General features: G+C 59.8%; 12 protein-coding genes and 1 pseudogene. 7 read left to right on the top strand and 6 right to left on the bottom strand.

Annotated elements, in window-relative coordinates; all coding sequences use genetic code 11:
• Positions 1-644, top strand: a pseudogene (locus AB6803_RS11530) (hypothetical protein); the annotation flags it as partial.
• A gap of 401 nt (positions 645-1,045) precedes the next feature.
• On the opposite strand, the gene AB6803_RS11525 reads toward AB6803_RS11530, so the two are convergent.
• Both AB6803_RS11525 and AB6803_RS11520 read right to left on the bottom strand, forming a co-directional pair.
• Complete coding sequence (locus tag AB6803_RS11525) at positions 1,046-1,480, bottom strand: hypothetical protein (RefSeq protein ID WP_371108992.1); 435 nt, start codon at positions 1,478-1,480, stop codon at positions 1,046-1,048.
• A 19-nt stretch (positions 1,481-1,499) separates the two neighbouring features.
• Positions 1,500-2,225 (bottom strand): hypothetical protein, encoded by a 726-nt coding sequence (locus AB6803_RS11520; protein ID WP_371108991.1) that lies wholly within the window; start codon positions 2,223-2,225, stop codon positions 1,500-1,502.
• A 420-nt stretch (positions 2,226-2,645) separates the two neighbouring features.
• On the opposite strand from AB6803_RS11520, the gene AB6803_RS11515 reads away from it, so the two are divergent.
• Genes AB6803_RS11515 through AB6803_RS11495 form a run of 5 tightly spaced genes read left to right on the top strand, consistent with a single transcriptional unit; the run spans position 2,646 to position 8,058 of the window.
• Positions 2,646-2,891: a hypothetical protein gene (locus AB6803_RS11515; RefSeq protein WP_371108990.1), complete on the top strand. Its 246-nt coding sequence runs from the start codon at positions 2,646-2,648 to the stop codon at positions 2,889-2,891.
• Between the two features lie 38 nt (positions 2,892-2,929).
• Complete coding sequence (locus AB6803_RS11510) at positions 2,930-4,876, top strand: PrkA family serine protein kinase (protein WP_007699128.1); 1,947 nt, start codon at positions 2,930-2,932, stop codon at positions 4,874-4,876.
• 18 nt (positions 4,877-4,894) lie between these two features.
• Entirely contained in the window at positions 4,895-6,166 is a 1,272-nt protein-coding gene (locus tag AB6803_RS11505; RefSeq protein WP_371108989.1) for a YeaH/YhbH family protein, read from the top strand.
• The gene (locus AB6803_RS11500) at positions 6,166-7,713 is read left to right on the top strand and encodes a SpoVR family protein (RefSeq protein WP_371108988.1); all 1,548 of its coding nucleotides are present in this window, start codon (positions 6,166-6,168) and stop codon (positions 7,711-7,713) included. Before AB6803_RS11505 ends, AB6803_RS11500 begins: the two co-directional genes overlap by 1 nt.
• Before the next feature lie 42 nt (positions 7,714-7,755).
• Entirely contained in the window at positions 7,756-8,058 is a 303-nt protein-coding gene (locus AB6803_RS11495; protein ID WP_371108987.1) for a hypothetical protein, read from the top strand.
• Positions 8,059-8,068: 10 nt separating this feature from the next.
• Here the strand turns inward: AB6803_RS11495 and AB6803_RS11490 are convergent, their stop codons facing one another.
• Complete coding sequence (locus tag AB6803_RS11490) at positions 8,069-9,520, bottom strand: DHA2 family efflux MFS transporter permease subunit (protein WP_371108986.1); 1,452 nt, start codon at positions 9,518-9,520, stop codon at positions 8,069-8,071.
• A 47-nt stretch (positions 9,521-9,567) separates the two neighbouring features.
• On the opposite strand from AB6803_RS11490, the gene AB6803_RS11485 reads away from it, so the two are divergent.
• The gene (locus AB6803_RS11485) at positions 9,568-9,759 is read left to right on the top strand and encodes a hypothetical protein (RefSeq protein WP_371108985.1); all 192 of its coding nucleotides are present in this window, start codon (positions 9,568-9,570) and stop codon (positions 9,757-9,759) included.
• Here the strand turns inward: AB6803_RS11485 and AB6803_RS11480 are convergent.
• The 3 genes from AB6803_RS11480 to AB6803_RS11470 form a co-directional block, all read right to left on the bottom strand.
• Positions 9,756-10,643, bottom strand: a complete 888-nt coding sequence (locus AB6803_RS11480) for a DUF6030 family protein (protein ID WP_371108984.1) — start codon at positions 10,641-10,643, stop codon at positions 9,756-9,758. The genes AB6803_RS11485 and AB6803_RS11480 overlap by 4 nt on opposite strands.
• Before the next feature lie 139 nt (positions 10,644-10,782).
• Entirely contained in the window at positions 10,783-11,493 is a 711-nt protein-coding gene (locus AB6803_RS11475; RefSeq protein ID WP_371108983.1) for a copper homeostasis protein CutC, read from the bottom strand.
• On the bottom strand, positions 11,483-12,409 hold the full coding sequence (locus tag AB6803_RS11470) for an ROK family protein (RefSeq protein ID WP_371108982.1): 927 nt from the start codon (positions 12,407-12,409) through the stop codon (positions 11,483-11,485). Before AB6803_RS11470 ends, AB6803_RS11475 begins: the two co-directional genes overlap by 11 nt.
• Positions 12,410-12,437 lie beyond the last annotated feature (28 nt).

Raw genomic sequence — 12,437 nt, 5'->3', positions numbered from 1 at the left:
ACGACCAACACAAACGATACCTAAGGCGGGTCACTTCTCGGTGGAAATGCCGGGTCAGCTCTCAGTGGAAATCAACAGCGCTGCTTAAGGTTTGGCCACACCAGCGGTTTCATCCTCGTTTCGGCGCGGCGGCACTCGTCGGTAGTATTGCATTCGCAGTCATCGCACTCGGGTCGCTTTGGCCCGTCAGCCAGCTCCGTGCTGGCTATCTCGCCGACCCATTTGTGCAATATTTTCAGGGGCAGTATCAGCTGGCCGCAGACGACTTTGCGGCCAGTGCGCAACGCGATGAGAAAGCCGCGCCTTACTATCATCTCTGGCGCTTTCTCGCCCAGACACAGGGTAATGATAGTCGGGCGGCTACGGACCTTCGTGTTGAGGCTGGCAAGCTGGATCAAGGCAAATGGCCCTATCCAGTCTATAAGCTCTTCCTTGGAGAGTTGAGCCCCGAGGGCGTTACCGCGAAGGCCACCAACAGCGATAGCCTTTGTGAGGCTATATTCTATATCGGCGAATGGCACTTGCTACGTGGGGAGACCGCTGACGCTACTCAAAAATTCAAAGCCGCGCTTCTATCCTGCCCGACGACTTTCATGGAGTATGAGGGCGCGGGAGGTGAGTTAGGTCTGCTTAATCGCAAGTAGATCTAGGGATATGACCTCTCCCGGTACTTCCGCACTCGTTGTCGCCGCGTTAGGAGGGCAGGCGATCCTGGTCGACTTTGCCGAATGTTGTTGATGACAAGGTCGAGTTGATTCGGCGTTGTAGCGGGCTGCTTTTCACGAATGGACGGTACGGGAGGGCGCGCGACCGCCACAGAATACATCCAGCATAGGGTCACAATCGGGCCGCCGCCTGATTTTCTCACCGCTGCCACCCGTGCAAACACGTGCGCACACCTGTATCCGTGTACCGGCTGCGAAGCGCGCAACTGGCGAAATTGCGCAGTCCCCTAGGCCCGTCCAGGGGTGTTTCGGCTTATACAGTCCCTGAATGGGGGAAGGGTGTCACCGACGACCTGCCTCCATCTCGCGATGACGAACCGTCAATTCCCAAAGCCAGGTGGATTGCTTCGGCGTGATGGAGAACAACTCGCTCGCTCGGCTCGCGCCAGCATCTTGCAAACAAAGTCGCGCTCACGATCACGCAGGAAGGCGTCCGCAAGCAGAGCCCGCGCCGTCTCTAACACGTCTCCAGCCGACATAGCCGCGCCCGCAACGTCCTTGGCCGCTGGCTCTCGGTCGCGGTAAACGATCCTCTCTTCCACGACGACGCGGTCACGATATACGATGCGTTTAATCACCCGTGGCTCTTGCGGCTCGCCCAGCGCCGCGACCAGATCGTGCATCGAAGCCTCGGCACCGCTCAGGGTGCGCAAGATTGCTGCCATGGTCGCGGTGACTTCTCCCGGTTGATCGCTGGTCAGCATAGGCAGAAGCTTGCGCAGCCTTTTGATTGTGTTCCTATCCAGTTCGGCCATTGGTCGCGCTCTTAGTGAATCAGCCGTGGGCTGCGGTTAAGGTGCGCCAGTAGCACGACCATTTCTCGGCGGGCCGCGTCTGCCACGTGTGCGGTCGATTTGAGGGACCACGGACGGAAGCCGGGTATTCCCTCTCAAAAGCCGATTTTTCAGTTTCCGCGCACTCTGAAGGAGAGGTTTTTATTTGAGTCACTGAAGTGCTCAAACCTTTGAACCCTATGGCTCGCATGATCCAGCCGCGCCACGACAGCGAGACGATCTTGATGATGTTGGTGAGGTTCTTGCCGAACCGCTGCGGGCGCTCTCGAACGGAGATATGCTCAACGCCCTTCGAACGAGCCCTGCGAATGGCGTTCTGCACCGACGTGCGCCCGACGCCAGCCACTCGGGCGATTTCGTCGAGGCAGAGATCGCAGAAGCCCTTCTTGCGGCAACGATCCGCGATGACGCCGAGGGCGGCGCGTTCTGCCTCGGAATAGCAGGCGCGGATCTCCGGCGGCATGTTGCCTGCACTCGCCCATTTGCGGCGACGCCGGATTTCCTTGGAGCGTTGTTCGCTGGTGAGGGGACGGCGGCGGGAGCGCGCTAAAACGCGTTCAGCCGCCCGTGCTGACGACTGCTTTTCGTATGCCTTGCTCGCGGGCTTTGTGCCCTGTCCGGTCTCAAAGTAGCGGTCGCGGTCGTCATACGGGCGCGACAAGGCGCGCGTGCGCAGCAGCGCGGCGGATGCCTGATACTGCGTCATCGCGACGCACCAAGCTTGGAGAAGGTGGCGGCAAGGAAGTTTGACAAACCGCCGCCAAGTGCTTGATCTCCGCGCTTGGGTTTGACAGAATTATTTTTATAACCTGCTGTTTTTGGCTGAACAGGCGGGGGCTGAAAATTTGCGTGTCGCTGGTTCGATTCCGGCTCTGGGCACCACTCTTCTCAAGAAATCACAGAAATTTTCAGATGCGCGGCGAATTTGATCGTGGTTTTCCCGCCTGTTCGACCGGGATTATTTGAGCCTCAGTGAGGCACTACATCTTGTTGGGCGGTTGCGGCGGTCATGGAGTGCCGGGCAGGATCGCAATAGGTGTGTAGGACGACTGAAAATGGAAGCCGGGATTTTAATGCCCCGTAGTATTCCTGATCCTGAATTTCCCATTGTTTCGACTAGGATGCCATGAAGCCGGGCAGGCTGGAGGGGCGAGCCTGGATTCGCGTTTTTCGCGATCTGCCGACCGCTCCTTTTGATGGAACGGATAAAAATCACACAACTTTGAGTGAATTCAAAATTAATTCCGGTGAAAGAACCTTTCAAGATATTGATGGCCGCCGTAATCAAGCGTACGAATTATTGAAGGGTCACCTATTGATTCGAAGCGACTATTACCGCACCTTAGATATTAGCGGGAAAGTGTCTCGCTAAGTCCGGCGTTTACTGCAATAGCAAGTCAACGAGGCGCCATGTCAAACAACGATGTCCTATTCAACACGTTCGCCCGTTCTTTCGAAGCACGGCGCGAAGTCGAGATGTCATTCTCTGAATACCTGGAAGCGTGCCGGGATGATCCGCTCATGTACGCGAATGCGTCGGAGCGCTTGCTGGCCGCGATGGGAGAACCGTTGCTGATCGATACGGCCAAGGATACTCGCCTTGGGCGTATCTTCATGAACCGGACGATCCGGACCTATCCCGCCTTTGCCGGCTTCTTCGGCATGGAAGAGACGATCGAGCGTATCGTCGCCTTCTTCCGCCATGCGGCGCAGGGGCTGGAGGAGCGCAAGCAGATCATCTATCTGCTCGGTCCGGTCGGCGGAGGTAAGTCCTCGCTTGCCGAGCGGCTGAAGTCATTGATGGAGGTCCACCCCATCTATGTGCTGAAGGCCGGCAATGAGCTCAGTCCGGTGTTCGAAAGCCCGCTCAGCCTCTTCGACCCCGTCACCATGGGGCCGATGATCGAGGAGCGCTACGGCATTCCGCGCCGCCGACTGACCGGGTTGATGAGCCCATGGTGCCTGAAGCGGCTGGAAGAGTTCGAGGGCGATATTTCCCGCTTCCGCGTCGTTAGGATACAGCCGTCCAGGTTGCGGCAGATTGCCATCGCCAAGACGGAGCCGGGCGACGAGAACAATCAGGACATCTCCTCGCTGGTCGGCAAGGTGGATATCCGCAAGCTCGAAAGCCTGGCGCAGAACGATCCCGACGCCTACAGCTACTCCGGCGCTTTGAACCGCGCCAACCAGGGCATTCTCGAATTTGTCGAGATGTTCAAGGCGCCGATCAAGATGCTGCATCCGCTGCTGACGGCGACGCAGGAGAGCAATTATATCGGCACCGAGAATATCGGCGCCATTCCCTTCTCCGGCATCATCCTGGCGCACTCGAACGAGTCGGAATGGCAGACGTTCAAGGCCAACAAGAACAATGAGGCCTTCATCGACCGTATCTGCGTCGTCAAGGTACCTTACTGCCTGCGGGTGACCGAAGAGCAGAAGATCTACGAGAAGCTGATCGAGGAATCCGAACTCAGCGATGCGCCCTGCGCACCGTCGACGCTGGAAACGCTCGCTCGCTTCACGGTTCTGACGAGGCTTGCCAAGCACGAGAACTCGACGGCCTTCTCCAAGCTTCGGGTCTATGACGGCGAAAGCCTGAAGGAGACCGATCCAAGGGCGCGCAGCGTGCAGGAGTATCGCGACTCGGCCGGTGTGGACGAAGGCATGGATGGGGCGTCTACCCGTTTCGCCTTCAAGGTGCTGGCGGCGACCTTCAACTACGATACGACGGAGATCGGCGCCGATCCGGTGCATCTTATGTATATGCTGGAGCAGTCGATCCGTCGCGAACAACTGCCGCTTGAAACCGAGAAGCTCTATATAGAGTTTATCAAGAGCGAGCTCGGGCCACGTTATGCGGAATTCATCGGACATGAGATCCAGAAGGCTTATCTGGAATCCTATGCAGACTACGGCCAGAATCTCTTTGACCGTTATGTCGACTACGCCGACGCCTGGATCGAGGATGTCGATTTCAAGGATCCCGACACTGGCCAGCTTCTGGACCGAGAGCTTCTCAACCAGGAGCTGACCAAGATCGAGAAGCCGGCGGGCATCGCCAATCCGAAGGATTTCCGCAACGAGATCGTCAAGTTCTGCTTGCGAGCGCGGGCGAGCCATGGCGGCAAGAATCCCTCCTGGACGAGTTATGAGAAAATCCGCGAAGTCATTGAAAAGCGGATGTTCTCCCAGGTCGAGGATCTGCTGCCGGTCATCTCGTTCGGGTCCAAGAAGGACGGCGACTCGGAAAAGAAACATGGCGAATTCGTCGAACGCATGATGGCGCGCGGCTATACCGAGCGTCAGGTTCGGCGGCTTGTGGAATGGTACATGCGTGTGAAACAGGCGGGATGAGCCACCAAGGAAGAAGGAATGCACATTGTTGACCGACGCCTGAACCCAGGCGGAAAAAGTCTAGAAAATCGTCAACGGTTTTTGCGAAGAGCAAAAGCGCTGGTGCAGAGAGCGGTCTATGAATCCTCTCAAAATCGCGACATTCAGGACATTCTGAAGGGTGGCGAGATCAGCATTCCCCTAGATGGAACCGAGGAGCCTCGGTTCCATCGCGGCCCGGAGGGGCTGCGGGAGCATATTTTCCCCGGCAACAAGGAATTCCTGGAGGGCGACATCCTTCCACGGCCGGAGAGCGGCGGCGGCAAGCCGAAAGCCGGCGGCGAAGGCAGCGGCGAAGACGCCTTCCGCTTCATCCTGACCCGCGATGAATTCCTCGATCTTTTCCTCGACGATCTTGAGCTTCCCGATCTCGCCAAGAAGCGGCTGGTGTCGGCCGATCAGATCAATCCGGTGCGGTCCGGCTATTCGGTAACGGGATCACCGGCCAATCTCGCCATCAACCGTACCATGCGGCTGGCGATGATGCGGCGCGTGGCGCTGCATCGCCCGAAGCCGGAGACGGTCGCCAAGCTCGCCGCGGAAGCGGCCGAGTGCAAGGATGACGAGCGCCGCGCGGCGCTCGAGGCCGAGATCAAGGTATTGGAATCGAAGGTTCGGCGCATTCCTTATATCGACCCGATCGATATTCGCTACCGCCGTTTCGAGAACGAGCCGAAGCCGGTGGCGCAGGCGGTGATGTTCTGCCTCATGGACGTCTCCGGTTCGATGTCGGAACACATGAAGGACCTCGCCAAGCGCTTCTACATGCTGCTCTACATCTTCCTGACCCGGCAGTACCGCCGCGTGGAGATCGTCTTCATCCGCCATACGGATGTGGCCGAGGAGGTGGACGAGGAGACGTTCTTCCGCAGTCCGGCGACCGGCGGCACGCAGGTGTCGAGCGCGCTCGAAGCGATGCGGCGGATCGTCCAGGATCGCTTCCCGGCATCGGACTGGAACATCTACGCCGCGCAGGCGTCGGACGGCGACAATGCCTATTCCGACAATGCGACGGCGGCGGCGCTGCTGACCGACGCCATCCTGCCGGTCAGCCAGTATTTCGCCTATCTCGAAGTGGGCGAGGCACGGAGCGTCGCGATCTCCTCCGGCTCGGCGCTCTGGTCGCTCTATGAGCGCATTCAGGCGGGCTGGCCGGTGCTGTCGATGCGGCGCGTCAGCGATCGCAGCCAGATCTACCCGGTCTTCCATGATCTCTTTCAGCGGCGGGCGGCGGAAACAAGGAGCGGATAATGGCGAAAGCATCGATGGAACGGCTTTTTGACGGTGCGGACTGGGACTTCTCCACCATCCAGCGGATCCACGATGCCTGCGAGCGGGTCGCCATCGACGAACTCGGCCTCGACGTCTATCCCAACCAGATCGAGATCATCACCGCCGAGCAGATGCTCGACGTCTATTCCTCGATCGGCATGCCGCTGTTCTACAAGCACTGGTCTTTCGGCAAGCATTTCGCCCATCACGAGGCTTTCTACCGCAAAGGCTTGCGCGGGCTTGCCTATGAGATCGTCATCAACAGCTCGCCCTGCATCTCCTATCTGATGGAGGAGAATACGGCGACGATGCAGGCGCTGGTGATTGCGCATGCCGCCTTCGGTCACAATCACTTCTTCAAGAACAATTACCTCTTCAAGCTCTGGACGGATGCCGAGGGCATTCTCGACTATCTGAACTTCGCCAAAGGTTATATCACCCGTTGCGAGGAGCGCTACGGCCATGCCGCCGTCGAGCGGACGCTCGATGCCGCGCATGCGCTGATGTCGCATGGTGTCCATCGCTATGCCGGCAGGAAGACGCCGAGCCTGCGTGAGGAAGAAACGCGCGAGCGCGAGCGTCGTGAGTATGACGAGCGGATCTTCAACGATCTCTGGCGCACGGTTCCGGTCGGAAAGGGCAAGGTCATGCCCGACCTGGATTTCGAACGCCGGCGTTCGTTGGCCGGCCTGCCGCAGGAGAATATCCTCTATTTCCTCGAAAAGATGGCCCCGCGCCTGAAGCCTTGGCAGCGGGAGATCCTGCGCATCGTCCGGCACGTCGCGCAATATTTCTATCCGCAAAGCCAGACCAAGGTGATGAATGAGGGCACGGCGACCTATGTGCACTATCGCATCATGACGCGGCTACATGAGCTTGGCGGCATCGGCGACGGCGATTTTCTCGAATTCCTAAAGTCCCACACCAATGTCGTCTTCCAGCCGTCCTTCAACGATCAGCGCTATTCCGGCCTCAACCCTTACGCGCTCGGCTTTGCGATGATGCAGGATATCGAGCGGATCGTGACCAAGCCGAGGGACGAGGACCGGCTATGGTTCCCCGATATTGCCGGTACCGGCGACGCCATGGCGGTGCTGCGCGATCTCTGGGCCAACTATCGCGACGAAAGTTTCGTGTCGCAGTTCCTCAGCCCGCACATGATGCGCAAGATGCGTATGTTCCACCTCACCGACGATCCGGAAGAGGAGGAGGGGCTTCGGGTGGCGGCGATCCACGACGAGCGTGGCTATCGCCGCATCCGGCGCGAGCTGGCGCGGCAATATGATGTCGGCTGGATCGATCCGCATATCGAGATCGTCGATGTCGATCTCGCCGGTGACCGCAGGCTGCTGGTCAAGCATACCGTGCTGAACGGCGGCTTTCTGGAGGATGCCGACGCCAAGCGCGTGCTGCAACACCTTGCCGATCTCTGGAGCTACGATGTGCTGATGCAGGAGGTTGACGGCACCGGTCTGGTGTTGCGTGAACATCTTGTCCATCCGCGCCTGTCATCGCTTGCAGCGTGAAGCAGCAGACATTAGATTTTATTGGCTGCTGGGGAGCGTTACATGACCAATAAGCGATATTTGGATGGGAGTGAGAAAAAATATCCTGAAAAGAATAACCCATATGTAATGGGTGAAATAAATAAGAAATCCATCTATGTATATCTTGGATCTTATTTGGTGGGAGCATTCTTGATTTTCAGTTTTGTGGAGCCACCATATTGGCTTATATTGTTGATTGTCGGTGGATTTGGGTATCTTTATGCCGCATTATTTTGGCAGAAAATTATTCTTTCCAGTTATATCAAGCCGAAAAACAATGAGGCGCGCTTTAATGGAAGTAGCGGAGTAGGCGAGGAAGACTAAGTCGCAATTTTCAAACAGTTTCCTTCGAGCGGCGGTAATGGCCGCTGACCTGCCTGCCGTCTTCCGGCCGCAGCTTCAGGAAGCCCGGCAGGCCGAGCAGCGGGATCACCGCCATCAGCAGAAAAGCCAGATGGAATTTTTCCGGCGTCAGCGCGGAGCCGTCAAGCGTGACCAGGCCGAGCAGCATGGCGGCGATGGAGACGCCGAAGCTGACACTCAATTGCTGCAGTACGCCACCGAGGCTGGTCGCACGGCTGAGCTGGGCGGCTGGGGTATCGGAATAGGACAGCGTGTTGGAGGTCATGAACTGCGCCGCGCGTGCCAGGCCGAAGACAAAGACATAGACGATGATGACCCAGTGCGGCGTATCCGGCCCGATCAGGGCGAAGCCGGCGACGATGCCGGCGCTGAAAATCGCGCTGGCGGTCAGCACGCGATCGAAACCGAACAGCCGCAGCATCTTCGACGAGACCGGACGCACGGCAAGCGAACTCAAGGCGCTGACGAAGGTCAGCGTGCCTGAGGCGATCGGGCTGAGGCCGAAGCCGACCTGCAGCATGAGCGGCAGCAGGAATGGTACGCCGTTGAGCCCGACACGACAGATGCCGCCGGCAAGCGTGCCGACGCGGAAGGTGCGCAGCTTGAACAGAGTGAGATCGACCGCCGGCGAATCCGCCGTCCTGGCATAGCGGACGAAACCGACGAGCAGCAGGCCGGCAGCAGCGAGGACCACGACGATGGCCCATATGGGGATCGTCGGCCGGCCGATATTCTCGATGCCGTATTGCAGCAGCAGACAGCCGACGCCGACCATGATGAAGCCTGGAAAGTCGAATTTGAGCGAGGTATCGCGAACGGTGTCCTCGATATATTTCAGCGCCATGGCCATGCCGATGATGCCGAAGGGCAGATTAACCCAGAAGATCCAGCGCCAGGAGAGATAGGTCGTCAGAAAGCCACCCAGAAGCGGGCCGATCACCGGCCCGATGATCGCCGGCAATGTCATGTAGGTCATCGCCGTGACGAGCTGGCTGCGCGGGAAGCTGCGGATGAGGATGAGGCGACCGACCGGCGTCATCATCGCGCCGCCGAGGCCCTGCAGGGCGCGGGTGGCGACCAGCATCGGCAGGCTTGTCGCCAGGCCGCAGAGGATCGAGCCGATCGTGAAGATGAAGAGCGACAGGGCGAAGATGCGCCGCGCGCCGAAACGGTCGGCGAACCAGCCGCTCACCGGGATGAACATGGCGAGCGTCAGGATATAGGTCGTGACCGCGAGGTTCATGCGCACCGGCGTGGTGCCAAGACTTCTGGCGATGTCAGGAACGGCGGTGACGAGGATCGTCGAATCGAGCTGCTCCATCAGGAATGCAACGGCGACCACGGCGGGGATGATAAAACGCAGGCGGGGATCACGATCGATCGCAAAGGTCTGGCCTTGCGGGGCGGTATCTGGCGAGTCCATGGGAACGTAATAACTTTCCACGGCCGGATCGGAGGTCCGGCACGTCAATGCTGGCGCATGATCTGATCCAAGAACCGCTTCACATTTTTGGGAATCATGCTGTGGTCAGCCGGTTTTCCGCCGGCCATCGAAATCAACCCCATATGATCACCATCGATGATGCGGCGCAACAAAAAGCAGGTGGATGGATGGAGACGCTTCGTCGCAAGTCCATGAAGCTGGGCGGGCGGATTTGCTAGTTGCCGGGCGGGACTGAGCGGAGCGTCCATCGGGCCTTGTCGAAGACGATGGCCGTCCGGATCTGTTCGGGCGTCGTTCTGTGCAGTTCCAGTTGCAGGTTGAAGTTCCTGTCGTTCTGGAATTCGCGGAAGAAGCTGAGCTTCGCGCCGAAATGCTCTTGCGTCACATCCTGCAGCTTGCCGATCGCATCGAGTGCCGCCTGGAAATCAAGCCAGTGGGTTTCCGTCAACAGCATGACGACGGCGTCGATGAAGGTCTCGCCGATGGCGCGGCCGTCGGCATTGTCGGGCATGATCACCTTGATGCGGATATTGTCGAGATCACCGGTTGGCGTGCCGCGGGCAATGACGAAGAATGACGCAGCGTTCGGGTTTCCGAAGTCGCCCTTCTGGATCTGGTGACTGCATTCGAACGTGCCGACGCCGAGCGCGCTCTGCTTCCATTCGCCGACCGGCAGGCCGAATTTCGTCAGGTCGGCGCAGAGCGTCTGGCCCGATATCCGCCAGCTTCGCAGGAACGCACCACGCAGGGCATCCACGGGCGGATCGAGTATATGGGACGAGGGATGCGCATGTGCCGGTTTCACCGGCTGTGCAGCCTGTGTCACTTTGACGGGCTTGATGGGAGCCTGCGCTGCAGTCGTGGCCGGTGTCGTTGTGGGATGGGCGGCATTGTCGGCTGGCGGGGAGGCTATCGCTGCTGCAGGGGCCGGCGGTGGATGTGCCGGCTGGCTGAACAGGTTCAGATGATAGCGGGTATCGAGCGCCCTGAGATTGCGCATGTCATTGGCAAGCAGCGCCGTCGCCAAAATGATCGAGCCGATGACGATCGCCGCAATCCAAAAGACAGCCCTGCTTTTCTTGCGAGGTGGCGCCACCGACATGGTTTAGATCTACAGCTACTCCGGAGAAATCTGCTTAACTGCAATGGCTTGGCATTCCGCAGCTAGGCTATAGCTACAGAATATACGTTTATGAACGATTGATCATTCTACCGTTTCTTTGTCAATTCGCAGTTGCCGATCAGGCGAAATGCGCCTTGAGCGTCCTCACGGTTGCGGCATCCGTGCGTCGTGTTGCTGGTGCCGAAAAACCGAAAGCGAGCAGGCGTTCATCCGGCTCCGCTTCGGCGATGGAGCAGGAGGCATGCACTTCACCGATCGCCAGTCGTGGCCATAGCGCGTCGATGGTTCCGAGGTTGACGCCCGAGCCGGGCATGATCGAGATACGGCCGGCGGCGATGGTGATGGCCTGCTCGAGGACGGCGATGCCCTCCACGGCCGTTTTGGCGCAGCCCGAGGTCAAGATACGCTCGAAGCCGAGGGAGATGGCGAGTTCCACCGCCTCCTCGACATCGGGAACCAGATCGAAGGCGCGGTGCAATGTCTTGCCGAGGCCTTTGGCATGGGCAACGAGCGCGCCGAGCATATCGCGGTTGAGGCGACCATCCGGCAGCGAGGCGCCGAGAACGACACCAGGCAAACCCGCTTGCCTGATAGCATCGATATCGGCCTTCATGACGGCAAGCTCATCGGCGGAGTAGACAAAACTGCCGGCGCGCGGGCGGATCATCGCGTAGGCGGGGATGGGTGCCTGTGCTGCCAGTGCCATCAGCCCGGCGCTCGGTGTGAGGCCGCCAACGGCGAGCGCGCTGCAAAGCTCGATGCGATCGGCACCGCCAGCGATGGCGGCGGCAAGGCCTGCGCTATCCTCGACGCAGACCTCAAGCAGCATGGCTTCGCTCCTCGACGAATTTCAACCCCAGTAGGGCCGCGCCGATCAGGCCGGGCTCGACTTTGCATTGGCTCGGCACGACGAGCGGGCGGTCGAACTTGCGCAGGATACGGGTGCGCACCGCCGCGTCCAGCCGCTCCAGCAGCGGTTCGACATTGGACAGGCCGCCGCCGACGGGAACGATGGTGGCGCCGGTGATATTGATGGTCAGCGCCAGCGGCGAGGCGACGAGATCGATCAGGACCTCGATCGTCCGCGCCGCATTGGCGTCGCCCGCCAGCCACTGGCTGATGATCTCCTCACTGGAAAATTCCAGGCCGTGCAGGGTCTTGTGCAGGCGCTCGACACCACGGGCACCGCCGACGGTGTCGACGCAGCCCTGCTGGCCGCAGCCGCAGGGATAGGCGGGGATGGCGACCGGCGGATTGCCGGCGAAGGAAGCGATGATCGGGCCATGGCCCCACTCGCCGGCAAAGCCGCCGGCGGCGTTGACGAGGCGGCCATCCGCCACCAGCCCTCCACCGACGCCGGTGCCGAGAATGGCGCCGAGGACGATGCGGTGGCCGCGGCCGGCACCGGACATGGCCTCCGCCATGGCGAAGCAATCGGCATCGTTGGCGATCAGGACGGGATAGCCGAGTTCCGCTTCCAGCTCGGCGGCAAGACGCCGGCCGTGGATGCAGGGAATATTGGCACAGATCAAGGCCTGGGTATCGGGATCGACCACACCGGCGATGGAAAAGGAGAGGCAGTCTGGCGTCTCGCCGGCGTCAGCGATGACGTCGCGCAGGGCCGCGACGAATTCGCCGAAATCGCCCTTCGGCGTCGGGCGCCGGGCGAGCGGGGTGATATCCGTCGCGGAGCGGGCGATACCGCCCTTGATGGCGGTGCCGCCAATGTCGAAGGAAACGATCATAAAACTTGACCCGCAGGAAACATGCGGC

Source organism: Rhizobium sp. RCC_161_2 (genome assembly GCF_041355235.1).
Taxonomy (GTDB): Bacteria; Pseudomonadota; Alphaproteobacteria; order Rhizobiales; family Rhizobiaceae; genus Rhizobium.
This window is presented reverse-complemented; position numbering and strand designations above follow the sequence as displayed.